The following is a 23913-nucleotide window of genomic DNA, read 5'->3' as shown; positions in this document are numbered from 1 at the left end:
TTAAACCAGTTCAGAGATTGCCTCCTATTCCCGGCGCATAGGAAAATTTCAGCGATTTATAATATTCCAACGTATGTTGGGGCTTTTCATATTGCGCAGGAACCGGCATTTTGGAAAAGGTTTGAAAATACAGCAAACAGGCGTCGCGCCACCACACGGCCTCCTTTTCCTGTATTACTAATAATTGCTGCACCTGCTTAAACCGCTCTTCATCAATAAACGGCTTTACAGCATTCCACTCCCGCTGCATCCATTTTACAGAGTCGCAACCAATATTGTATTTATAACAAAGCGCTTCCCACAAACTCCGGCCACTGTGCATTTTAAAATTCCAAGGAACATGATGAAACCAAAGAAGATATTTCTCATCGCAGGTGCGGCTATTATCCCACTGTTTTTGTACTTCGGGCCGGTATTGCGCCAGCGCATTGCTGCCGTTAGCTGTTCTGTTGAAGCCAAGGCCCTCACTATCCGCTCTATGATAATAAACCGGGTTCCAGTCGGCCCTGCCGGCATTATCCACCCAGGGCGCGGGGCCATAGTGGTGGCCGGTTCCCATGATATGGTTCAGCCCTAACGGGGTCATATAATCTACAAGGATCTCCCGAGATGCCAGCATCATCGAAGTTGTAGTAGTCACAAAATCCCGGTTGTTGGAAAACGTTTGTCTTACCCATTCATTGGCGATCCGCGCGGATGACAATTCATGATCCCATGCCAGCCGGCCAAACGCATACCAGTTGGCCTGTCCAAAGGGATGCCCCGTCCAGTTAATATCGTTGCCAATGTTTGCCACACCTGCAATAGCGGTTAACGGGTGATGATAGAGCGACCCATCGATCACTTTTGCAACAACAGATCCCATCCCCCGGGCATAAGTATCTGCATCCAGTACTTCTTTAAACAAAGGAGCTTCAAAAACCAAATGAGTGCCCTGCCCCAGGTATTCCTGTGTTAACTGAAACTCCATCATAAGCTGGGTTTCGGGCATAGCGCCAAATAAGGGTGAGAACGGCTCGCGGGGCTGAAAATCGATCGGACCGTTCTTTACCTGCAGCAATACATTCTTTTTAAATTTTCCATCAAGCGGTGCAAATTCATTGTACGCCTGTTTAAACCGGTCTTCTGCTGCAATCGGGTTACCATGGCCTCCTTTATTGCCTTCTTCAAAGCGCTCCTGTTCTTTTTGTACCCGCAGGTCATAAACAAAGGCACGCCACATTACAATGCCTCCGTGCGGCGCCAACGCATCGGCAAACATATTGGCACCATCGGCATGCGTACGGCCATAGCTTTGCGGGCCGGGTTGCCCTTCGGAATTGGCTTTTACCAGGAAGCCGCCAAAATCGGGGATCATCGAGTAGATCTCGTCGCATTTTTCCTTCCACCAGTTCCGAACGCCGGGATCCAGCGGATCGGCGGTTTTAAGGCCGCCGATTTCCACAGGGGCGCTGAATTTGGCGGTCAGATACACTTTAAGCCCATAGGGGCGAAAAACGTCCGCCAGGGCCTTTACTTTTATCAGGTAGGTTTTGGTAAGTACCCGCGCATTGGCGTTTACGTTGGTTAAAACGGTTCCATTAATGCCAACAGATGCATTAGCCCGTGCATAATCAATATAACGTTGATCAATATAATCAGGAAGCGTATGCCAGTTCCAGATAGAAGCTCCTGCATAGCCACGCTCCACGGTACGGTTCAGGTTATCCCAGTGGTCCAGTATCCTGTTTTGAATTTTGGGTGCGCTGACCATAAAAAGATTTTCTAAAGGCTGATTGGTTTGCAGTAATCTTAAAAAAGCAAAAACGCCATATAATACGCCTATATCCTTTGTTGCTGCAATAAATAATACTTTTTTGCCACCAACATTCCCGGTACTGATAACGTACCCCTCGTTACCGGTATTGAGTTTATTTTTTTGAAAAAATTTTTTGACAAAAACAGAACTGGCGGGTGTGCCTGCGATGATACAATTATTGGTTACTCCTTCCCGGGGCCTGAGCCTGTTACCGGTTAATCCGGATATACCCTTTATGAGCTCTTTTTTTGCAATATCCAAAGTAGCGGATGAGGTATAAAATGACAGGGCGGTCAGTGCCGACTGATAGCGTTGCAACAGGGCGGCATCCTGCACCTTATCATACCGGAGCCAGAGCCGGTAGCCATCTTCCGCTTTGCCCCAAAAACATAGTAATGCAAAAAAAACACTTAGCGTGTATTTGAGTATATGCGGCCCGCCGGTCGGGTAAAGCAAACGTCGTTTTTCTTTCCTCATATGGCTGATCTTTAAAAAGTAGGGTAAAAATAAAAAAAATTATGTAATCGATTGCATTTTTAAAAAAGATTATTATTTTAGCGGGATAATTGTCGGAATCACAATTGAAAGATTGCTTTAGAGGTTGACTGAATACGAGATATGATTGCTATTACGGCTCATTTGCGACATTTTCGATACTTATAAACAGGAGGGGGCTAATTGTTTACCAGAAGGTGATAGCGGCGCGTTAAGCTGCTTTCCTTTTAAAATTGGCTTTTATAGCACAATAAATATGTAATCGTTTGAAATTTGATCTTATATCTTTAAATCTATAATTTATGCAAACATTGCTTGTTACATTACAAAGAGCAACCTACAAACCACGGCTGCCCCGGTTCGTTTGCCGGCTCGGTTTTGCCGTATTATTTCTGTTACTGTGCGCAGGAGCTTCTGCACAGGGAAACAAAATATCAGGGCAGGTCAGTAATGAGTCGGGCGAGCCAGTTGCGGGTGCTTCCGTGCAGGTAAAGGGCACCGCCAATGGGGTGATCGCCGACAATTCCGGAAATTTTTCAATTACAGCGCCTGCCAACGGTACCCTGGTGGTATCTTCTGTAGGTTATCTGCCCCAGGAAATAAAAGGCACGCATCAAGGGCCGGTTGCGGTTGTGTTGATCAGGGCCGCAGCAGATGAAAACACGGTAGTGGTTATAGGATACGGCAACCAACGCAAGGAAGCAGTGACTGGTTCCGTAGCTTCTATAAGCGGTGCAAAATTGAATGAAGTGCCGTCGGCTAATATTTCACAGGCATTGCAGGGCCGCGTGGCAGGGGTACAGCTATCACAAACCTCCACCAAACCCGGAACGACCATGCAGATACGCATCCGCGGCACGCGTTCTATCAATGCAGAAAATGATCCGTTAATTGTGCTGGACGGCATCCCGTTTGCGGGAACCATCGCCGATATCAGCCCGGAGGATATCAAAAGCCTCGACATCCTTAAGGATGCATCCGCAACTGCTATCTATGGCTCCCGCGGGGCCAACGGCGTACTGTTGATTACAACAAATAAAGGCAACCGGGGACAAAAAGCACAGTTCGCCTACAGCGGTTACTATGGTCTTAAAAAAGTGCTTAAATACCCCATGATGGATACGCCGGAATACCTGGCGCTCCGGAAAAGAGCAGGGTTGAATAAAAACCCGGGAAGCGACGAGGATACTTCCGGGGCAGTGAACACGGATTGGCAAGACCTGTTTTACAGGACCGCCATCGTACAAAACCATGACCTCAGCGTTGCCGGAGGTACTGCAAAAAGTCAGTACAAGGTAGGTGTGGGTTATTATCATGACGAAGCGCCGATACCCGGATCTGAATATTCGCGCTTTTCCATACGCGCATCGCTGGATCAGGAAATCGGGAAACTGTTCCGTGTTGGTTTTACCACGAACAATAATTACAATATAACCGATGGCGCCAACCTGGGCATGTATGGTGTTTTAAGCATGTCGCCATTGGCGGATCCATACAACAGCGACGGCACATTTAAAAGAGTAGTTGCAATGCCTCAGGACGTTCAATGGGTGTACACAAGGGAAACTATGGGGGCTTTAGGAGATAAATACATTAACCGGACCAAGGCTTTTGGTTCTTACAATTCAGTATACGGGGAAATGAAGATACCGGGTGTACAGGGTTTGAAGGCGCGTGTAAATTTAGGAGGCAACTACCGCACCAGCAATACCGGCAGTTATACGGGCATAGGCGTTTTCAGTTCGGATCCGGCTAATCCCAATACGGCTTCTGTCAGCAATGCCCTTACCACGCAATGGACGATAGAGAACCTGCTTACTTATGACAGAACCTTTGCCCAGAAACACAAGATAAACGCAGTAGCATTATACTCTGCCGAACAGATCACTTATAACAGCTCATCTGTAAGCCGGAAAAACCTGGCCGGTGATAATTTCCAGTATTTTAATTTAGGACAAACCTCCACCGGAAGTAATGATGATATTACAATAGACCCGGCGAACCAAAACTATTGGCAAAGCGGGTTAATGTCTTATATGGGTCGCGTAATGTATTCCTATGATGACCGTTATATGATCAGCGCCACTGTGCGTGCAGACGCTTCTTCACGACTGGCCCCGGGGCACAAATGGCATAGCTACCCTGCGGTATCTGCCGGATGGAATATCAACAGGGAGTCGTTTATGCAAAATATAACCTGGATCAATTCCCTGAAATTAAGAGCCGGCTACGGGCAAACTTCCAACCAGTCTGTAGCGCCTTATGCTACCCTGGGCGCATTAAGCACCAGGCCTTACAACTTTGGCGCCAACAACGCTAATGGCTATTACGTAACACAATTGCCGAATCCTGCCCTGGGATGGGAATATTCTAAAACACAAAACCTTGGTTTGGATTTTGCGCTGTTTAACAACCGCTTATCGGGAACCGCAGAATACTATATCACTAAAACGGAAGACCTGCTGCTAAGCGTAGGCTTGCCGGCCACCTCCGGGGTAAGCAGTTATACCGGCAATGTTGGCTCCACACAAAACAAAGGATGGGAACTTTCGCTGAATGGCGTCATCCTAGATAACCGCAATGGCTGGACCTGGGAAGCCGGTGTGAATGTTTACCGGAATGTAAATACGATCTTAAGTCTTGCATCAGGGCAGCAACGCGACGAATCGAACTGGCTGTTTGTAGGACATCCGTTAAATGTATTGTTCGATTTCAAAAAGATAGGGATCTGGCAGGCCAATGAAGCAACCGCTGTAAAGCAATATGAAGGAAGCGGCGGCCAGGTAGGTATGATCAAAGTATTATATACCGGAACCTATAATGCCGATGGCTCTCCCACCAGGGTTATCGGTTCTGATGACCGGCAGATCATGAATGCAGACCCTTATTGGATGGGAGGTTTTAACACAAGAGTAGCCTACAAGAATATTGATCTTACCATTGTAGGCGCGTTTCAGAAAGGTGGCATTCTCAACAGTACCTTATACGGATCAAATGGCTATTTAAACCTGGAGGACGGACGCAGGGGGCAGATAAAGATCAACTACTGGACAGAAACAAACCCGGGCGGCACTTACCCCGACCCCAATGGACCTAAAAACAGCAACAACCCTAAATACGGATCTACCCTTGGTTATTTTGATGGATCTTATATGAAGATACGTACCATCTCATTGGGCTATAATTTCACGCAACCATGGATGAAATCATTGGGCATAGCAAGGTTGCGCGTTTATGCCACCGCCCAGAACCCGTTTGTATTCTTCTCCCCTTATCATAAAGAATCCCGAATGGACCCTGAGACCAACTCCTATGCCAATGATGGCGCTAACATGGCGGTGGCTTATGGCTACGGACAAAGAAGGCTGCTGACGGTAGGCTATAACACGCCTACAACACGGAACTATTTAATAGGCATCAATGTAACATTCTAAAACAAATAACTATGAAACGATTCTATTTAAACATATATATTGCTGTAGCCGCCACTGCCTTATGCCTGACCGGCTGTTCCAAAATCCTTGACGAAAATCCGCGGGCCATATTTACCCCGGACTATTTTAAAACCGATGCGGGGGTTAAAGGGGGCATTACTTCTTTGTATGCGCACTTGCGGCTACTGTATGGTAACGGGTATTTTATCAACTCGAACCAGATCAGCACAGATGAATCCACCTGGGGGCAAAACTCTGACGGAAACGTTAAGAACCTCGACTTTTCAGGCGTGGGAAATATTGATCCCGCCACCAGCAATACCAGTGTACTCTGGGGCGCGGCATTCCCTAATATCAATACGGCCAGTGGCGTTATTGAAAACGGAGCCGCTGTTGGTGTTGCTGATGCACTGGTAGCCGAAGCCCGGTTCTTCAGGGCTTTTGACTATTTTTTACTAGTGCAGACTTTTGGCGGCGTTCCCCTGGACCTTGGTGCCGGAGAATTAAAATTCAATACTTCCACTATCAGAACTTCAAAGCGCAATACCGTGCCGGAGGTGTACACCAAAGCGATATTCCCGGACCTGCTTACCGCCATTCAGCAATTGCCTGATGCCGGACGTGTTACCGGCGGGGTTACTAAAACCGTTGCCCGCCTCTATCTTGCAAAAGCATACCTTACTTATGGATGGTGGCTGCAAAATCCCAACAGCATCCCCACTTATCCCGAAGCGCCACGCACGGATCCCGGCGGACATGACGCCGCATGGTATTTTCAGCAAGCCTATGACATCGCAACTACGGCTATTGCCAATCCTGCATCCTTTGGCTTGCAGCCTACGTTTTATGATGTGAACCTGGGCACAAACGACCGGAACAATGAGATCCTGCTTTATGCAGATCATACACAAAGCAGCAGTATTTATAATGGCGGAGATCTGAGCTACAGCGGCGGCGGGTTTGGTACCGACAATTTCGCCCAGTGGTTTGAACAGTTCAACTATACCAACATCAGGAGCAGCAGTTCCGCTACGGCATGGGCGCCCGTAAGCTCCGTACAACGGGCAGCAGTGCAATCCTTAGGCCGGCCCTGGACCATGCTGGCCCCTCCCCAGGGTATATTTAAAAATACTTTCGCGGACAAAACAAATGATGCACGCTTCGACGGCACTTTTGTAACAAGCTACCGCAGCAATTGGGTGGAAGCTGCACTTAAAGTGAACAACGCTATTCCTGATCATTTGTACAATGCCAATTACCTCCCGGTATCGAACGGAGATCCAATCCTTACTTTTCTAAAAACGGACGTTGGTGGTGTAAACTATTCGAATACAACGTTCAACAGTAATGTGGGAGCAGGTGTGTTGCCCGGAAGAGCCGATTTCGTTATTGAGCCCAGCGCCATCAGCAGGATCTGTTATCCCGCTACCTGGAAACTTGGCCCCTACCGCACTGATAACAATGGTGGCCTGGGACAACCGAACGGGAGTATTACACGCCCCTTCCCCGTGGCAAAATTTTCAGAGCTGTTCCTGATTGCTGCAGAGGCCGCTGTTAAAGGCGCTGCGACAAAAGCGGTAACCGGCTCGTACGCCAATGACGGAACGGCCCGGGGGTTAATCAATGTAGTACGCGCACGCGCAGGCAAATGGCGTTGGGATAATGGCGGGAATAGTGCCAAAGTGCAGGATAACAGCGTTGCAATGATGACAGCAACACCGACAGTCATAGATATAAATTATATACTGGCCGAAAGATCGCGCGAGTATTTTGGTGAAGGTTATCGCTGGCTGGACCTGGTTCGTACACAAAAATGGATCGAGCTCAGCAGTAGTTTTGTAATAGCCGGCAAAACCAACCCCAACGACTGGAAGGATCATACCGTGGGAACATTTGCCCGCACCATTACACCCGCCTACTATCTTCGCCCCATTCCACAATCCCAGCTCGATGGGATGGACATGAGCGCTGAGGATAAGAAAGCCTATCAAAACCCGGGATATTAATTAATGATGAACTTATCAAAACCATCTTATAATTTGATATCGTTAGTGACAATGATACTATCCGGTAAAGTGATAAAAACTAATTATTTTAAGTGGATTTGTATAACAACCGGTTGTATCTTCCCGGTGCTGCTTCTGGCGCAAAAGCCGTCAGTTGTTGGGCGAGAACGTATTTCGATCAATGACAACTGGCGCTTTATGCGTTACCAGGGAGATCCGGACACCCTGATCTATGACGAATGGCCCGCGATCGCTGACCGAAATGACAATAAAGTAGCAGACACAAAGGCTTCGGAATCGGGCGTCACTGTATCATCCGCAAGATCATTAAAGAAATGGATCCTTCCCACGGCTAATGATTTTATAAAAGACCCGGCAGCGCGCCATCTGCGGCCAAAGGGTAACCCGGGAGAAAACTTTCCTTTTGTTCAAAATGATTTTAATGATACCAACTGGGAACCCGTTACACTGCCGCATGACTGGGCCATAAAAGGCCCTTTTTATAAAGAGGCAGATGCCGTCGTTGGAGGGGGCATGGGGCGACTTCCGGTTCAGGGGGTTGCCTGGTACCGAAGGAAAATAAACATTCCGGCAGCAGATAAGGGCAAATCAATTTATCTCGATATCGATGGCGCCATGAGCTATGCCATGGTCTGGATCAACGGAAAGCTGGCCGGAGGCTGGCCTTACGGATATAACTCTTTCCGGATAGACCTCACCCCCTATGTCCGGCCCGGTGGCAATAACCAACTGGCCATCCGGCTGGACAATCCGCCCAATTCTTCCCGCTGGTACCCCGGCGCGGGTATTTACCGGAACGTATGGCTGGTAAAAATTAATCCCGTTCACCTGGCACATTGGGGTAGTTTTATCAAAACAAAAAATAGTACAGCAGCGGCGGCTACTGTTGACCTAGCACTTAACATAGCAAACAAATCAACAAAACCGGAGCAGATTGAAGTACGAACCGATGTCTTTTTGCAAAACGATCTATTCCGGCCAGCAGGCTCCAAAATTGTTTCGTTTCCCATATCCGTTGTTACCGTAAACGCCCGGGCAAATGTTGTTACCCACAACGAAGTCAGTATAAAGAACCCTTCTTTGTGGGAACCGTTGCCTAAACAAAAAAACAGCATGTATGTGGCTGTTACGCGCTTATTTCAAAAAGGGAAACTGATCGACACTTATGAAACACCCTTTGGCATCCGTTCCGTAAATTTTGACCCGGAAAAAGGGCTTATCGTAAACGGCAAAGCTATACGCATCCAGGGAGTGAATCAGCATCATGATCTTGGCGCACTGGGAGCCGCGTTTAATACCAGGGCTGCAGAAAGACAATTAGAATTATTGAAAGACATGGGCTGCAATGCCATCCGGTTCGCCCATAACCCACCGGCGCCAGAGCTGCTTGCCCTCACTGACCGCATGGGCTTCCTGGTTATTGATGAAGTATTTGACTGCTGGGAAAAAGGCAAGACGCCGCTTGACTTTCATTTGATCTTTAAAGACTGGCATGAAGCCGATATCCGCTCGTTTATCAGGCGCGACCGCAATCATCCTTCTGTTATTGCCTGGAGCTTTGGCAACGAAGTGGGTGAACAATATACCGGAGCAGCCGGGGCCGCTGTTGCAAAAAAACTTTATTCGATTGTAAAAGACGAGGACAGTACAAGACCGGCGACCGCCTCTATGAACTATGCCAAACCGGATATGCCTTTTCCTGAAGTTATGGATCTGCTGAGTTTAAATTACCAGGGGGAAGGCATACGGGATGCACCCGCTTACGCTCATCTGAAAGGCATCAAAACATCACCCCTCTATCCGGCCTTTCATAAAAAATTCCCGGAAAAAATGATCTTCAGCAGCGAAACAGCTTCTGCCCTGAGTACAAGAGGGACCTATATTTTTCCCGTTACAAATGCCATAAGCGCCCCGGTTAGCGATAGCGCTGGCGGCGACCCTGAAAATGGATTTGTGAGTGCATACGACCTGTATACCGCGCAATTCGGAGCTTCTCCTGATAAAGTATTTGCCGCACAGGATCACAACCCCTATGTAGCCGGCGAGTTTGTATGGAGTGGTTGGGATTATCTTGGCGAACCCACCCCCTACTATTCGGCGCGCAGTTCCTATTCCGGCATTATCGATTTAGCCGGGTTTAAGAAAGACGGGTTCTACCTTTACCAGGCGCGCTGGCGGCCGGAGCTGCCAATGGTGCACCTGCTGCCGCACTGGACATGGTCCGGGCATGAGGGGCAAACAATACCTGTGCATGTATTTACCTCCGGCGATGAAGCTGAGTTATTTTTAAACGGAAGATCACTGGGCAGAAAAAAGAAAGGGCCGTTTGAATACCGCCTCCGGTGGGACAATGTAACCTACCAGCCGGGCACCTTAAAAGTAATTGCCTACAAAAACGGAAAACAATGGGCAACAGAAACCATCCGCACCGCCGGCGCCGCAGCAAAACTAACATTAAAAGCCGACCGGGTGCGGATCCATGCTGATGACAACGATCTTTGTTTCATAACCGTTACCATATTAGACAAAAATGGGGACCTTGTTGCTGATGCGCAGAACAAAATACATTTTGAAATTTCCGGGCCCGGAGCAATCGTCGCGACCGACAATGGTAACCCTGCGGACCTGGAAGCCTTTCCTTCAAAAGTAAGAAAGGCGTTGAGCGGGCAGGCCCTGGCGATCGTAAAAGGAAACCGGAAGGGAACCATAACGATAAAGGCTTCAGCAGATGGATTAACAACATCTGAAATAAAAATACTGGCTCAATAAGCCGGTTTCCGTAAGCGCCAGACCTGTGAGGTTTTTGAAGCCTCACAGGTCTTTTAAATTTACTTAATTGATCGTAAGCACCCGGCTTACAACATTACTGGTTGCCGGCGTATTTACATCCGGTTGCCCGCCGCCCACGCTGATGCGCAGCTTGCCTTTAGGATTCAGTAGCTTTCCATTTTCTCCCGCAATAGCTAAAGCGTCAGGCGTCAACAGGAATTTAATTGTTTTGGTTTGCCCGCGGTTGAGCCATACCCGCTGAAATCCCTTCAGGGCTTTCAAGGGCTTTTTGATGGGTTGCCCCTGGTAACTGATATACAATTGCACCACTTCTTCGCCGCCTTTTGCGCCGGTATTGGTTAACTGTATACTTACGGGAATCCTCACTTTATTTTTCACCGTAGTTGGAACCTTCAATCCTTCATACCGGAAAGTTGTGTAACTTAAGCCATAACCAAAAGGATACAATGCCTGCCCGCTAAAATAACGGTAGGTACGGTTTTCCATACGATAGTCGTCAAACGCAGGAAGGTCGGCATCGCTTTTATAAAAGGTTACCGGCAGCCTCCCTGAAGGATTATAGTCACCAAATAACACGTCGGCAATAGCGGTTCCTGCAGCCTGGCCTCCGTACCATGCGTTTACAATAGCCGGTATATTTTCCTGCTCCCAGGGTATCGCCAGTGCACTCCCCGTCATCATAACAAATACAACCGGCTTTCCGGTTGCCTTTAATGCTTTCATCGCTTCCGTTTGAACGGTAGGAAGTAAAATAGTGGTACGGTCGCCACTATTAAAGCCAGGCTCATTCACTTTCATTTCTTCCCCTTCCAGTTGTGGCGAGATGCCTCCAACAAAAATGATCGCATCTGCGTCTTTAACCCGGCTGGTCAGTGCTGCAAAATCAGTTTTACCTTCCGGCAGCATCGCGTTGGTAAAATTGACTGCCTTTTCATAAACCACGCTTCCATTTGTACCCAGCTTGGCTTTAATCCCGTCCAGTGCCGTTACAATTTTTGAAGGCGTTCCATTATAATTCCCTAAAACGGCAATGCTGTTGTCTGCATTCGGTCCCACCACGGCGATCTTCTTTATAGATTTGCTTAACGGCAACAGATGATTTTCATTCTTCAGCAACACGATCGACTCCTGCGCCATTTTCAGCGCCTGTGCTTTATGCGGGGCGCTTTCTAAAACAGCAGGGGATGTTTGCGCATAGGACACCATCGAAACAGGATCGAACATACCCAGCCGCATGCGGATCATAAACAAGCGTTTCACTGAACGGTCAATTTCCTTTTCCGCGATCCGGCCCGTCTTTACCGCATCTGTAAGCGTCAGGTAGGCGCGGTTACCGCATTCCACATCTGTGCCATTGGTGACCGCATCAATTGCAGCGGCCTCGGCGTTAGGATGCGTTTTATGGTAATTGAAAAAATCATCGATCGCCCCGCAGTCGGAAGTCACATAACCGGTAAAACCCCATTGCCTGCGCAGGATATCCGTCATCAGCAGGTCACTGCCGCAACAGGGCTTTTTCCTGAACGCATTATAGGCGCACATTACACCGGCAACTTTTGCATGGGTCACCAATTCCTTAAAAGCCGGCAGGTAGGTGTTCCAAAGATCGTAGTCGCTTACATCCACATCAAAAGAATGCCGTACCGCTTCCGGGCCACTATGGATAGCATAATGTTTGGCGCAGGCCGCTGCTTTCAGGTATTTTGGATCCTCCCCCTGCAACCCTCTTACAAAAGCCCGTCCCAGCATGGCCGTCAGGAACGGATCTTCGCCATAGGTTTCCTGCCCCCGGCCCCAGCGCGGGTCGCGGAAAATATTGATATTAGGCGTCCAGTAGGTCAGCCCCACATAACGATCACCATTTTTACCTTCTTCAGTTGCCTTATTATGAATCGCGCGCCCTTCCCGGGCGCTTTGATCCGCCATAGTGTATAAGGCCACCGTATCCCAGGTTGCCGCCATAGCAATGGCCTGTGGATACACTGTGGTGTGATACGGTGTCCGGGCCACACCGTGCAGCACTTCGCTCCACCAGTCGTAAGCCGGGATGCCCAGCCGGGGAATGGCCGGAGCATGGTTCAGCATCTGCTTCACTTTTTCTTCCAACGTTAAACGGCTAACCAGGTCGTTGACGCGCGCTTCAAAACTGAGTTTGTAATTCCAAAAAGGCAGTTGGCTTTTATCCGCCTGGGCCTGCACCGCAAGCGAAAAAAACAAACCGGCAGCAAAAAACACTTTCTTCAACATGACTTTTATTTTAGTAGTAAATATTATTGGCTGTAGCTATAGTTATTTGCTCTCGCAGATTGCTCAGACTTATACAGATTTTAAACCATTTCGTGAGGATACGTACAATCGCCGACGCTTGGTGTCTGATGTTTATTCGCGTTCTGCATAGAGCCTTCCGCCTCCCGCACAGATCGTTACCCTGTTTTCGTTTTTAAAGACGATTTCCTTATAATAAGTCCTGCATTAATAATTACCGTATTGATCTGGTGGATACTGGTTTCTCCTTTTAAATGGCTGATCAGCGTTCTGGCCGCTATTTCTCCCATTTCATTGCCGGGATAGTTCACCGTGGAAAGGGAGGGTTCGATCAAATGCCCGATGGCATCATTATTAAAACCCACAACGGCCACATCATCCGGCACAGCAATACCACGTTCTTTAAGGGTTTTAATAAAGGCGGCCGCAACAAAATCATTGGTAATGAAGGCGCCGTCCGGCAACGGCTTTAATTTCATCATTGCATTTGCAGATGCTATGCCGGCTTTCTCGCTTAGGTCATTTACAATCACCAGCTTTTCATCCAGCCCGATCCCGTTATCAGACAATGCATCCCGGTAACCCCTGTAGCGGTCGGCATATACGTTACGGTTAAGATTGGAGGTAACATGCAGTATTTTTTTGCAGCCCTGATCGATAAGGTGTTTTGTGGCCTCGTAGCCGCATTTATAATTATCGATCACCACCATTGTGGTATCTTTTATCTTTTCGACCCTGTCAAAAAAAATGACCGGCACTCCTTTGGTTATAAAAGGATCAAAATGTTTGGTGTCCTTAGTATCAAAGGAAAGCGATGCCAGCAAGCCATCTACTCTTTTATCGAAAAGATTCCGGGCATTCGCTGCTTCTTTTATATAGCTTTCAGACGAGTGGGCAATGATGATGTCATAACCGGCTTCGGTAGCAACTTTTTCAACCCCGGAAAGTACGGAAGTAATAAAATTACTATTCAGTTCATGCACCATGAACCCGATCGTCCGGGTTTCGCCCTTTCTTAAATTTCTTGCGAATACGTTAGTCCGGTAGCCCATTTTCTCCGCCAGATCAAAGATCTTTTTCTTTGTCTTTTTACTTACCACAGGGTCATCCTTTAAGGCCCTGCTCACAGTAGCTACGGAAATGTTCAGTTCACTGGCAAGATCATATATTGTAACCTCTTTTTCTTTTGACATCGCGTTTCTGGTTTAAAGTAATGCGGCGGAAGCATTCAATTGTTTTTCCAGCAATGTCCGCCATTGATCGTATAACGGATCGTACAAATTACGTTGTTTAGGTTGTATTATAGCAATTGCGGCTCTTTTCCTGAAGGCTTCAGCCGGGGTTTTAAAATAACCGGCGCCCACACCTGCGCCGATAGCCGCACCAACGCTGCCATCACAATCGTACAACTCCACCGGTACACCGGTAGCGCTTACAAATGCTTCGGTAAACACGGGGCTCAAAAACATATTGGCTTTGCCCGCTTTTATTACGGACGGCTGCATGCCATTTTCACGCATAATATCGAGTCCATAACGGAAGGCAAAGGCAATACCCTCCTGCGCGGCCCTTGCAATATGCGCATTGGAATGTTTATTTAGATCGATATTACTTATATGCGCGCCAACGATCTGGTTCTTTAAGATCCGTTCGGCTCCATTGCCAAATGGCAGCACCAGTAACCCGTCGCTGCCCGGTGGCACTGAAGCCGCCTGTTCATTGAGCGCAGCATAAGAAAGCGCTCCCCCCAGGTGCTTTACCCAACGGTTTAAAATGCCCGTGCCGTTAATACAAAGCAGCACGCCTACCCTCGTATGGTTACTATTATGATTAACATGCGCAAAACTGTTTACCCGGCTTTGGAGATCATAAGTGAGTGCATCACTCACTCCATAAATAACGCCCGACGTTCCTGCAGTTGCAGCTACATCACCCGGTTCCAGTACATTTAAAGAAAGCGCATTGTTAGGCTGATCGCCCGCCTTATAAGCAACGGGGATCCCTTCTTTCAACGACAATTCTTCCGCAACATTTTTATAGAGTGTTCCGTGCTCCGCAAAAACATTTCTTATTTCGGGAATATTATTTTTATCAAACCCGAAATAATCCATAACCGCTCCCGACAATTCATTTTTTTTAAAATCCCAAAAAATGCCTTCGGATAATGCAGAGGGCGTGGTAGTAGCCGTGCCGGTAAACCGCTGTGCAATAAAATCGCCGGGCAACAGTACTTTGTCGATCTGTTCAAAAATACCCGGTTCGTTTTCCTTCACCCACGCCAGTTTGGCGGCTGTAAAATTCCCGGGGGAATTGAGCAAATGGCGTAAGCATTCCTGTTCGCCGATCGCTGCAAACGCCTTATCCCCGTAAGGCACAGCCCGGCTGTCGCACCAGATGATACTGTTACGCAAAACAGCGCCGTTCTTATCTATCAATACCAGGCCATGCATCTGGTAGGAAATGCCAATGGCCCCGATATCTTTTGTATCATAGGCGCCCGACTGGTGCACCTTCTTTATGGCAGCCTTTACATCCTCCCACCAGCGCTCGGGCGCTTGTTCTGCCCATCCTGACTGCAATGCTATAATTTCCCGCTCCGTTTCGGGGTATTGGGCCGCCGCGATGGTTTGTTGTGTAGCGCCATCTACCACGGAAACCTTGATGGAAGAGGTTCCTACATCGATCCCCAGTAATAACATAATTTTTATTTTTAAACGAGCAATGGTTCTGGTCAATAGTCAATAGTTCATGGCGTGCTATGAACCATGAACTATAAACCATGAACTATAAACTATGAACTATAAACGTTCCTTAAATATACCGGTTAATCATCTGTTCCAGATATTCCTGTCTGCCGCTTGTAAGGGCCGGCTCGCCTGCTTCAATGGCGTAGGCGCGCAAATCCTCCAGGGATAATTTACCTTCTTCATACGCCTTTCCTTTACCATTGTCAAAAGAAGCATACCTGCCGGCACGCAATTGTTTATAACCCGATTTATTCAGAATGGCATCTGCTGTGATCAATGCTCTTGCAAAGGCGTCCATGCCACTGATATGCGCATAGAAGATATCCGCGGCATCCGTAGAACTGCGGCGGATCTTGGCATCAAAATTAATACCGCCCCCTTGCAGGCCCCCTGCTTCCAGGAATACCAGCATCGCTTCGGTCAGTTCGTTCAGGTTATTGGGAAACTGATCCGTGTCCCAGCCGTTCTGATAGTCCCCGCGATTCGCATCCAGCGAGCCCAGCACGCCGGCATCTGCTGCCACCTGCATTTCATGCTGGAAAGTATGACCGGCCAAAGTAGCGTGGTTCACCTCAATATTAATTTTGAAATCATCCAGCAGGTCCCACTGGCGCAAAAAGCCGATCACTGTTTCACAATCATAATCATATTGGTGCTTGGTCGGTTCCATGGGTTTGGGCTCTATCAAAAAAGTGCCTTTAAAACCATTCTTGCGGGCATAATCTTTTGCGGTATGTAAGAAACGGGCCAGGTGCTCTTTTTCCCGCTTCATGTTGGTATTCAACAGGGTCATGTACCCCTCACGTCCGCCCCAGAATACATAGCCCTCACCCCCAAGCGTTATGGTGGCCTCAATTGCTGCTTTCACCTGTGCAGCAGCATGCGACAGCACATGAAAATCCGGGTTCGTGGAAGCCCCGTTCATATAACGCGGATTAGAAAATACGTTGGCGGTGCCCCACAATAATTTAACGCCGCTGTCTTTTTGTTTTTGCCGGGCGTAGTCTACCAAAGCCTGCAAACGCTGCTCGTTTTCGATGATATTCGTACCATAATCTACCAGGTCCACATCATGAAAACAATAAAAGGGCAGGTTCATTTTGGTGATGAACTCAAAAGCGGCGTCCATTTTATCTTTAGCACGCGCCACTACATCCGTTTGCCGGTTCCATTCAAATAGATGTGTACCCGGGCCAAAAGGATCGCTGCCTTCGTTACAGAACGAGTGCCAGTAGGCGCAGGCAAAGCGAAAATGTTCTTTAAGCGTTTTGCCGGCTACTACTCTGTTTTCATCATACCAGTGAAAAGCCAACGGGTTATCGCTTTCCCGGCCTTCATATTTTATTTGCGGTATATTTTTAAAATACTCTTTGTTACCTAAAAGGACAGCCATAATTGTGTTATTTTTAATATATTAAGATAGAGAATACGCTGGTACCATCGTTAGAAAAAATCCCCATAAATGAAATCACCCCGCAATATTAATAAAAATGTAATCGATTACATAATATTTTTATCTATTTTTTCGGTCATTTAATTTCCCCTCACAAAAAGGGCGTATTGATGAATATTCAGCGTAAAAAGGAGATCGTCGCAGGCAAACTCCACTTTTTTTTTTGAAATAGAAAATTTTCTCTATTTTAGTGCACTACTTAACTAGTACACTAATGATTGAAGTCAAAAACCTATCCTTCGGGTATAAAAAAAGAAAGCCGTTGTATAAAAACCTGAACCTGGACCTTCCGGTAGGAAGTATTTACGGATTGCTGGGAAAGAATGGCGCAGGAAAATCGACCTTGCTTAAAAATTTTACAGGTTTGTTATTTCCTACCAGCGGCGCTCTTTTGGTAAACGGGTTTACACCGGCAAAAAGACTGCCCTCTTTTCTGCAAACGATTTATTTTATTCCGGAGGAAGTGTATGTGCCGTCGTTAACGATAAACGGCTACCAAAAATTGTTTGCGCCTTTTTACCCCCTATTCAATGAAGAACAGTTTCACGCGTATCTGGAGCAACTGGAAGTTCAGGACGCCGGCAAGCTAAACACCTTTTCGTTCGGGCAACAAAAGAAGTTCATCATCGCCTTTGCGCTGGCTTGTAATACAAAGATCCTGTTGTTGGACGAGCCCACCAACGGGCTGGATATCCCTTCCAAAATACGGTTCAGAAAACTGATCGCCTCCGTTTTTACAGAGGACAAAATGATCTTTATCTCCACCCACCAGATCCGCGACCTGGATAACCTGATCGACAATGTGATCATTGTAGACAATGGAGAATTGCTGTTACAGGCATCGCTCACTGAAATTGAGAACAAATTAAGCTTTAAAGTAGTAGATGCATTGCCCTCAGAAAACGATCTGCTGTATGCGGAACCCGGACTGCGGGGCTATGCCGTTGTAAGCGAAAACAAGACCAGCGAAACCACCCAGGTAAACCTGGAATACCTGTTTAATGCCATTACAGGAAATCCGCAAAAAGCAAAATCAATTTTTAACACCAAATAAATTATTATGAGCGATCTATTCAACGCGAAAAGATTTGTGCTGCTTTTTAGAAAAACAATCGCAGAGCGCCCGATACTCTCCGGGGGAGTTATGGCATTATTGCTGGTGCTTTCAGTAATATTGTATGCCATTTTGAAGCGTTTTGTGGGATTTAATGCTGCGCAGAATATGACACTCGTCTGGGGACTGGCAGGCGGAAGCTTTTTGCTTACTTCTTTTGTTTTTGGCTATTTTAACACCAACGCAAGCGGATGCTCTTATCTTACCTTACCGGCTTCCTTCCTTGAAAAATGGTTATGCGCATTTCTCATCCCGGGCATCTGCTACCCCTTGCTTTTCTTATGCTGTTTTCATATAACCGATGTAATTTTTGTACAGGCGTATCATAACAGCTTGGACCCCGCCTCCTTATTTTATAAACAACAATATGAGCGCATCTATACGCTGGACCTCAATGGATACTATGCCTGGAAAGTGTACAGTATGTTCTTGATGGCGACAGGTTTCATGCTCACAGGAGGGCTTTATTTTAATAAAGCGGCGCTGATCAAAACAAGCGTTGCAATCACGCTGCTTGTCTTAACCGTCATCGGTGTAAACTGGCTTATGGCCTTCTCAATATTCCGCAATGTAGTAGACGCCGCCCCATATAATCACGTAGTGCTTTCGATCGGAAAAGAAACCGGCACATTGATACTGCCCACGCGCGCTGGCAACATTGTTAGCATGGGGTTAAAATATGTAATTCCGGGTATCTTGTGGCTATTACCTTTGATCCGGTTGCGGGAAAAAGAATTTTAAATTGACTACATGGAGTTTAAAGAAAATCCGGCGATATATATACAGATAGCGGAATACGTTTGCGAACAGATCCTTTTAAAAAAATGGGCCCTGGGCGACCGGCTCATCAGCATCCGGGAGCTCGCAGCGCAAATACAGGTAAATCCCAATACGGTGCAGCGGTCTTACGATTTGCTGCAGCAGCAAAACATTATCAGCAACAAAAGAGGGATTGGCTATTTCATTGAAGCCGATGCCATGGAACGGATCCTCGACTTCAAACGGGAACAATTTATTGAGAACGAGCTTCCCGTTTTTTTCCGGAACCTCTTTTTGCTAAAAATAGATCTCAAAGAATTGAAACCAATGTTCGACAAATTTGTACAGGAACATTTTAAAAAATAAATCATGAAGACAACAACCCGAATACTATTATTTATTTTCCTTGTGCTGATCGCCGGCCTGCTGTCCTCCAATATGATCCTGAAAAAACAATACGATGCAGTGGACAAAACGGATCTGTACTGGACTTACAACAAGGTGCTGGAACAGCCCTTCAAACACCTGGTCATAAATGGCGGAAACGATACCCATATTTTCTACGAACCAAGCAACAAATCATCGGTACGCCTTTTACAGGAATGGATAAATGAACACGGAGGAAAGATAAATGTCCATATAAAAAATGATACGCTGTATCTTAATTTTAATACTGTCCCCGCCAATCCTTATGAAAAATTCTGGCTGGCAAATGCAGCGCCGGTGCGGCTTTTCTCCCCTGAATTGTTGTCTGTTACGGGAAACAATATCAATTTTGAAATACAGAAACTGAAACAAAAAACGATCACCGCAACCATTACCGGCAAGTCTAAATTCGAGGTAGAAACCCTTTTGCGCGATATGGATTCTATTAACATCCGCCAGAGCGATTCCTCCAATGTAGTAATTGAGCTATCGCCTGACATCAACAGAGTGGCCGGATCAAATACAACCCAACAACGCATTACAATTAAGGGGAAAAACGGAAATACATTTTACTTCCGACCGCCTGCGCCCGAACAAAAAAAATTCGATGAAACGATAAGCATCCGATCGGTAACTGCCGCTATTGCAGGACATTCATTGTTGGATGTAGGCCATGCACAGGTGCAAAACCTGCAATTACAACTGGCGGATAGTGCCGCTGTTATCTTATCGGGAAATGCGTTAAGAAAAATAATCCCGAAAACAACGGCACAATAGCGCTGCAAAAAATCCAACCCATTTTCCACCGTCCAGCCCCGGGGAAGGGATCCCCTTTTCCCCACCGTCATCCCGACCGGAGGGAGGGATCCCGTTCTTTAATAACGAAATTGCTCTTCCCTGTCCGACCGCTCATCCCCGGGGGCGGACTGCGCCGGGCTCATGTGTTGAATCGCATTCGTGCATTCTGTGCAACAGGTAGCAGCACAAAGGCGAGGCCGCGGGGATTTTAATTTATTAGCGCCTTAGGTCCAAATAAAATAACAGTACCAGCAACGCCTGGTTGTAATTGGGTCATCCCGGCAAGGGGCGCTGGAATTTGTGACAGCCCTGTTACCCGAAAAATAATTTTCGTAATTTTCATATTCAAAATTGGTCAACTATGGACTTTTTAAAAAAGCTGCGGCTGAAAAAGGAAAACCCCGGAACCAGCACGGGCGCTGAATGGCAGCCGTATTCGAAAAAAACAATTGACTCTTATACTCCTGTAGATGGAAGCCTCATCGGCACGGTGGCGGTTACCACTGAAAAGGAATACCAGGCAGTTGTGGAAAAAGCGCAGGCCGCCTTTTTGGCATGGCGGCAATGGCCGGCGCCCCGCCGTGGCGAAATCGTACGGCAGATTGGCGAAACCCTGCGAAAAAACAAGGAGCCCCTGGGCCGGCTGGTTTCTTATGAAATGGGTAAAAGCCTGCAGGAAGGCTGGGGCGAAGTGCAGGAGATGATCGATATCTGCGATTTTGCGGTGGGCCTTAGTCGTCAATTATACGGTTTAACGATGCACAGCGAACGGGCCGGCCACCGGATGTACGAGCAGTACCATCCGCTGGGCGTGGTGGGCATTATATCGGCCTTTAACTTTCCCGTGGCCGTATGGAGCTGGAACAGTATGCTGGCCTGGGTTTGCGGCAATACCTGCATCTGGAAACCCTCCGAAAAAACACCCCTCTGCGCGGTGGCCTGCCAGCAGCTTATTGCAGGCGTTTTCAAGGAAAATAACGTGCCCGAAGGCGTTTGTAATTTAATAACCGGTGGGCGGGAAGCCGGTGAATGGCTGGCGCAGGATGAACGAATAGCATTGGTTTCGGCCACCGGATCTACCCGCATGGGAAAAGCGGTGGCCGCGGCGGTAGCATCCCGGCTGGGACGGTCGCTCCTGGAGCTGGGCGGCAATAACGCCATTATCATTTCGGGGGATGCCGACCTGGATATAGCCGTTTTGGGCGCTTTATTCGGAGCGGTGGGCACCGCCGGTCAGCGTTGTACCACCACCCGCCGCCTGATCATTCATGAATCGGTTTATGATAAAGTGAAAAAGAAACTGAAACAGGCCTATGCCCAGTTAAAGATCGGCGATCCCTTGGATCCCGCCAACCATGTAGGGCCGCTTATTGACAAGGCAGCCGTACAATTGTATTTAAATGCGATTGCCGCCTGCAAAAAAGAGGGCGGCCGGTTTCTGGTGGAAGGCGGGCAGTTGCAAGGAAACGCATATAAGGGCGGCTGTTATGTGCAACCCTGTGTTGCAGAAGTTCAATCTTCTTTTAAAATTGTACAGGAGGAAACCTTTGCTCCCATACTTTATTTATTAAAATACAAAAACCTGGAGGAAGCCATCAGGATCCAGAATGCGGTGCCACAGGGGCTTTCTTCCGCTATTATGACACTTAATTTGCGCGAAGCGGAATGGTTCCTGTCGAGCGCCGGCAGCGACTGCGGCATTGCCAATGTAAATATCGGCACTTCCGGAGCAGAGATCGGAGGCGCTTTTGGAGGTGAAAAACAAACCGGCGGTGGCCGCGAAAGCGGAAGCGATGCCTGGAAAAATTATATGCGCCGGCAAACCAACACCATTAACTACAGCACTACCCTGCCCCTGGCACAAGGCATTCAGTTTACTGTTTAAAAAAAGCTAAAAAAATAAACGTTGCAACTTCCCGGAGGGCGCAACCCCTCCTATTCCTGGTAAAAAGGGGCTTTAAGATATTCTTAAGGCCGGATGCTTTACTTTTGTTTCCTTTTACCATTTATATTAAACAGAATTAATACATGAATAAATTAATGAAAAAGACCGGGTTGTCGGCCACCGCTGCATTAATCGCCTTGGCGGGTTGGGCACAATCCTCCAGCACTGTTCCCGAAGGATGGCATCTGAAAGACCTTAAAACAGATGGTTATTACGGTATCAGTCTGGATAAAGCCTATGATTTCCTGAAATCAAAAAACAGGAAAAGCACACCGGTTACGGTAGGTATTGTAGACTCGGGGATCGATACCACCCATGAGGACCTGAAATCCGTTTTATGGGTAAACGCAGGCGAAACCCCCGGAAACGGGATCGATGATGACCACGATGGCTATATTGATGACGTGCATGGCTGGAATTTTTTGGGAAGCCGGGATGGGAAAGAGAACGTAACCAAAGATTCCTATGAAGCCGCCCGGGTGTATTGGGGATTAAAAAGCAAATACGAAAACAAAACCGCCTCACAGGTGCCCGCTGCCGAAAAAGACCAATATGATATGTGGGTGCGGGCCAAAGGAGAGGTTTTTAAAGACGATGGTTCACAGGATGAATTTATTCTAAGGTCGATGGACCTGCTGCGTAAAGGAGACGGCACCATCCGTTTTGATATGAAAAAAGAAGTATACAGCGGCAAAGACCTGTCTGGCTACAATCCTACAACACCCAACGCTGCACAAATGAAGAGTTTTCTCCTGAATGTGTGCCAGGCAAATGACAATAACGATATCACGAATAAGGAGTTGTTCGACCAGATGGATAACGATGTGCAGAAAATAAACAACCGGAAGCAACCGCCAAAAGATTACCGCGATCCCGTGGTAAAAGACAACTACAATGATATCAACGATAAAAACTATGGCAACAATAATCTTACCGTAGACGAAAATGCGCCGCTGCACGGAACCCATGTGGCGGGGATCATCGGCGCTGCACGCAATAACGGTGTGGGAATGGATGGTGTTGCAGACAACGTCCGGATCATGAGCGTGCGTGCCGTTCCGGACGGAGATGAGCACGACAAAGATATTGCTGAAGGGATCCGTTTTGCAGTGGATCATGGCGCGCGCGTTATTAATATGAGTTTTGGTAAAGCCTATTCTCCTGAAAAAAAATGGGTGGACGACGCTGTTAAATATGCCGTTAAGAAAGGCGTTTTACTAGTACATGCGGCCGGTAATGATAACCAGAACAATGATTCTACCTATAACTTTCCGTCGGCTTATTATTTGGATAAAACACGACCCGCCACCTGGATCACCGTTGGTGCAAGTGGTCCCAATGAGCAAAGCGGTATTGCTGCAAGTTTTTCCAATTATGGTAAAAAGGAAGTAGATGTTTTCGCCCCCGGTGTGCGCATTTACTCAACACTTCCATTAGGTAACCGCTATGGAAATGAGCAAGGCACCAGTATGGCTTCCCCCGTAGTGGCAGGTATTGCTGCGTTGGTTATGAGTTATTACCCTGACCTTTCCGCCGCTCAGGTGAAAGAAATTATCGAAAAGTCGGTAGTAAAACCAACCGTTCTTGTTACTAATCCGGGTACCGGCGCCAAAGTACATTTGTCTGACCTGTGCGTTACCGGTGGCATCGTAAATGCTTATGAGGCAGTAAAACTGGCCGATACCTATAAAGCAAAGGGAGGAAGCGCCCGACCGGCTCCATCGCCCTCACCCGTTAAAAAACAGGCGCCCAAAAAGCATTAAGTAAAAGTAAACCGCACATTGTTATTCGTTTACAATAAATTTGCTGATTAAAATAGTTTGAATAGATGCCACTGCACCATTTACTTGTAGTTTATTTAA

General features: G+C 47.3%; 14 protein-coding genes. 9 read left to right on the top strand and 5 right to left on the bottom strand.

What is annotated here, in order from left to right; genetic code table 11:
- Positions 1 to 10: 10 nt before the first annotated feature.
- The gene (locus NIASO_RS01675; RefSeq protein ID WP_008581949.1) at positions 11 to 2275 is read right to left on the bottom strand and encodes an alpha-glucuronidase family glycosyl hydrolase; all 2265 of its coding nucleotides are present in this window, start codon (positions 2273 to 2275) and stop codon (positions 11 to 13) included.
- Between the two features lie 320 nt (positions 2276 to 2595).
- Between NIASO_RS01675 and NIASO_RS01670 the strand changes: the two genes are divergently transcribed.
- From NIASO_RS01670 to galB, 3 genes are read left to right on the top strand one after another with little or no spacing between them, the layout of a single operon-like run.
- Positions 2596 to 5727, top strand: a complete 3132-nt coding sequence (locus NIASO_RS01670) for a SusC/RagA family TonB-linked outer membrane protein (protein WP_008581951.1) — start codon at positions 2596 to 2598, stop codon at positions 5725 to 5727.
- 11 nt (positions 5728 to 5738) lie between these two features.
- On the top strand, positions 5739 to 7733 hold the full coding sequence (locus NIASO_RS01665; protein WP_008581953.1) for a RagB/SusD family nutrient uptake outer membrane protein: 1995 nt from the start codon (positions 5739 to 5741) through the stop codon (positions 7731 to 7733).
- Between the two features lie 51 nt (positions 7734 to 7784).
- The gene (gene galB / locus NIASO_RS01660; protein ID WP_157547176.1) at positions 7785 to 10523 is read left to right on the top strand and encodes a beta-galactosidase GalB; all 2739 of its coding nucleotides are present in this window, start codon (positions 7785 to 7787) and stop codon (positions 10521 to 10523) included.
- A gap of 63 nt (positions 10524 to 10586) precedes the next feature.
- On the opposite strand, the gene NIASO_RS01655 is transcribed toward galB, so the two are convergent.
- From NIASO_RS01655 to xylA, 4 genes are all read right to left on the bottom strand, one after another.
- Complete coding sequence (locus NIASO_RS01655; protein WP_008581958.1) at positions 10587 to 12791, bottom strand: glycoside hydrolase family 3 C-terminal domain-containing protein; 2205 nt, start codon at positions 12789 to 12791, stop codon at positions 10587 to 10589.
- Between the two features lie 176 nt (positions 12792 to 12967).
- Positions 12968 to 14002, bottom strand: a complete 1035-nt coding sequence (locus tag NIASO_RS01650) for a LacI family DNA-binding transcriptional regulator (RefSeq protein WP_008581959.1) — start codon at positions 14000 to 14002, stop codon at positions 12968 to 12970.
- 12 nt (positions 14003 to 14014) lie between these two features.
- Positions 14015 to 15508: a xylulokinase gene (locus tag NIASO_RS01645; protein ID WP_008581961.1), complete on the bottom strand. Its 1494-nt coding sequence runs from the start codon at positions 15506 to 15508 to the stop codon at positions 14015 to 14017.
- Positions 15509 to 15620: 112 nt separating this feature from the next.
- Complete coding sequence (gene xylA / locus NIASO_RS01640; protein ID WP_008581962.1) at positions 15621 to 16949, bottom strand: xylose isomerase; 1329 nt, start codon at positions 16947 to 16949, stop codon at positions 15621 to 15623.
- A 274-nt stretch (positions 16950 to 17223) separates the two neighbouring features.
- Between xylA and NIASO_RS01635 the strand changes: the two genes are divergently transcribed.
- The 6 genes from NIASO_RS01635 to NIASO_RS01610 all read left to right on the top strand — a co-directional run bounded on the left by NIASO_RS01635 (position 17224) and on the right by NIASO_RS01610 (position 23814).
- A complete protein-coding gene (locus NIASO_RS01635; protein WP_008581964.1) occupies positions 17224 to 18063 on the top strand; it encodes an ABC transporter ATP-binding protein in 840 nt (279 codons plus the stop codon).
- Positions 18064 to 18069: 6 nt separating this feature from the next.
- On the top strand, positions 18070 to 18864 hold the full coding sequence (locus tag NIASO_RS01630) for a hypothetical protein (RefSeq protein ID WP_008581966.1): 795 nt from the start codon (positions 18070 to 18072) through the stop codon (positions 18862 to 18864).
- 9 nt (positions 18865 to 18873) lie between these two features.
- Positions 18874 to 19248 (top strand): GntR family transcriptional regulator, encoded by a 375-nt coding sequence (locus tag NIASO_RS01625; protein WP_008581969.1) that lies wholly within the window; start codon positions 18874 to 18876, stop codon positions 19246 to 19248.
- Between the two features lie 3 nt (positions 19249 to 19251).
- Positions 19252 to 20085, top strand: a complete 834-nt coding sequence (locus NIASO_RS01620; RefSeq protein ID WP_008581971.1) for a hypothetical protein — start codon at positions 19252 to 19254, stop codon at positions 20083 to 20085.
- Between the two features lie 382 nt (positions 20086 to 20467).
- Entirely contained in the window at positions 20468 to 21991 is a 1524-nt protein-coding gene (gene amaB, locus NIASO_RS01615; protein ID WP_008581973.1) for an L-piperidine-6-carboxylate dehydrogenase, read from the top strand.
- 143 nt (positions 21992 to 22134) lie between these two features.
- Entirely contained in the window at positions 22135 to 23814 is a 1680-nt protein-coding gene (locus NIASO_RS01610) for a S8 family serine peptidase (protein WP_008581974.1), read from the top strand.
- Positions 23815 to 23913: the final 99 nt, after the last annotated feature.

The organism is Niabella soli DSM 19437, from assembly GCF_000243115.2.
GTDB lineage: Bacteria > Bacteroidota > Bacteroidia > Chitinophagales > Chitinophagaceae > Niabella > Niabella soli.
Note: the sequence above shows the minus strand (reverse complement) of the source record. Positions and strands in the feature narration are given on the sequence as shown.